Raw genomic sequence first — 2126 nt, forward strand, 5'->3', positions numbered from 1 at the left:
AACCCACCTAACCGGGTCAATTTTGCATGCCGATTCACACCCATGACCACAGGACCCAAAGGGCAGCCAGCACCTCGCCTTATGACAAAGGCTCAGGCCGCAGACTATTGCGGCTTGAAGCCCAGCACATTTTCAAAGTGGGTAAAGAGCGGCCGCCTTCTGGAAGCACTGCTACAGAGTCACAGATGGGATAAACTCGCAATAGATAAAGCCCTGGACATGCTCAGCGGCATTGTTTCACAGGAACCAGAAGCCCCGGAAACGGCTTTTGATCGGTGGTTAAGCGAGGTTTCCAAAGTTGCTTAAATCACTTAAAGGCATCCATAGGGTCAAAAAGACGCTTGCCAATGGTCAAACCCGATATAATTACTATGCTTACAGAGGCGGGCCCCGGTTTTGGGTATCCGACAAAATCCCCGTTTTGGACCCGGTTCCAGAGGATTTTTTAACAGCTCTCGCGAATGCACGGAACGCAGAAAAGCAAGATCTCGCACAACGGAACAAGGGGAAAATAGGCGGGTTAGTTACTGACTATATGCAGGCCACCGAATTCACGACACTAAAACAGATCACTAGGCGTGATTATCTTAGGTCACTGGACGCTATCAGAAAGCGTTTTGACAATGCCCCGCTGCAAGCATTCCGCGAACCTCGCATGCGCAAGATCATTAAGCAATGGCACCAAGGGTTTTCAAAAACGCCCCGTCAAGCCGATATGCACCTTTCAATGTTGGTGAGACTATTAAACTATGCCGTAGATCAAGGCGAGACTGCAGACCATTGCGCGGGCAATATTAAACACCTGCATTCCTCCAATCGCGCTGACATAATTTGGTTGCCGGAAGAAATTGAAGCACTCTTAAAAGCAGCCTCTATGCCCGCAAGACTGCTTCTAGAACTCGCCGTTCATTCCGGGCTACGTCGAACTGATTTAGTCAACATCCCAGCCACCGCAGACAAAGGCGATTACCTTCAATGGTGGTCATCCAAATCTAACAAGAGAAATGAAATTATAATACCAGTAACCCCGGAATTACGGGCAGTTATAAACAACACCAAAGCCTACAGACGCACACGAACAACCAAGAGCGCAACACTTCTCTGTAACTCCAGGGGCAGGCCATACACACCAGACGGCTTTTCAACAATGTTTGACAAGGCACGAGGAAAGACAGGCATCAACAAAAACCTGCACGACCTGCGCGGCACCGCTGTAACCAATTATATAAGGGCCGGTTTTACTGATCAGGAAATAGGAGAGTTTGTAGGCTGGAAGCTGGAAAACGTTCAATCGATTCGCAGAATATATGTCACTAGATCTGAAGTGATGACGGCTGCAATTAACCGCCTCAAACAGAACCGACCATGAACAAAACTGTAAACCAAACACAAAAAGCCACTTTTAAAATCAAAAACATAATAGCTCACAGTGTGGAAAATCAAAAAAAAGCGCTTGCGCTAAATACCTGTAATCCTTAGAAGACCCTTCACAGGCAGCGACTACACCAGACGCGCCTGAGAGCCCGTAGCTCAGCTGGTAGAGCAACTGACTTTTAATCAGTAGGTCCACGGTTCGAACCCGTGCGGGCTCACCATTTAACCTCATGGTATATAAAGAGGTTTAGCAAAGCTCCTACTTGGGAGCTTTTTGCATTTTAGGCTTCGTGTCAGCACTATGTAAGCAAATGAGCGCGTTTGAAAGCGTGATTTCACCCCTCCTAGCCCCTCTAAATACTCTTTCAACTTAATACTGGAAAAGCTGTGAATGCCGTCACTAACCGTCAGAGGCGAGGCTTTCTATGAGGTTTGGTGAAATAGTAGCTGACAGTTAATTGTCAGTGTTTGTCAGACTCGACTAAATCGCATTTAAACGAGCTAAAAGCTCTTCATTTTTGGCAGACAGCATTGGGTCTGGAGTCCAAACGATATCTTGCCCATCCCCTTCATGACGCGGCATGATATGAAAGTGGGTATGAAAAGCATCTTGCTGAGCTTCTTTGCCATTACTAGAAACAATCTGAATATCGGTAATACCCAGTCTTTCTTTGTACATCAAGCATATGTGTTTGATAGCACGAGTGTTCCTCGTCGCCGCCTTATGGACAGATCGATTGAATTGAATAAGG

Annotated in this window: 3 protein-coding genes and 1 tRNA gene; 3 read left to right on the forward strand and 1 reads right to left on the reverse strand. The window is 46.8% G+C overall.

Features of this window, described 5'->3' with window-relative positions; genetic code table 11:
- The 3 genes from PsWM33_RS13680 to PsWM33_RS13690 all read left to right on the forward strand — a co-directional run.
- On the forward strand, window positions 1–306 hold a 306-nt coding region (locus tag PsWM33_RS13680; protein WP_063300618.1), incomplete at its 5' end, for a helix-turn-helix transcriptional regulator.
- The gene (locus PsWM33_RS13685; RefSeq protein WP_063300619.1) at window positions 299–1369 is read left to right on the forward strand and encodes a site-specific integrase; all 1071 of its coding nucleotides are present in this window, start codon (window positions 299–301) and stop codon (window positions 1367–1369) included. The genes PsWM33_RS13680 and PsWM33_RS13685, both read left to right, overlap by 8 nt.
- A 150-nt stretch (window positions 1370–1519) precedes the next feature.
- Window positions 1520–1595: transfer RNA gene (locus tag PsWM33_RS13690), tRNA-Lys, on the forward strand.
- A gap of 260 nt (window positions 1596–1855) precedes the next feature.
- Here the strand turns inward: PsWM33_RS13690 and PsWM33_RS13695 are convergent.
- Window positions 1856–2126, reverse strand: a 271-nt coding sequence (locus PsWM33_RS13695) for an HIT family protein (RefSeq protein ID WP_153039947.1), incomplete at its 5' end; no start/stop codon positions are given.

It is taken from the genome of Pseudovibrio sp. WM33 (assembly GCF_001623165.1).
Classification (GTDB): domain Bacteria; phylum Pseudomonadota; class Alphaproteobacteria; order Rhizobiales; family Stappiaceae; genus Pseudovibrio.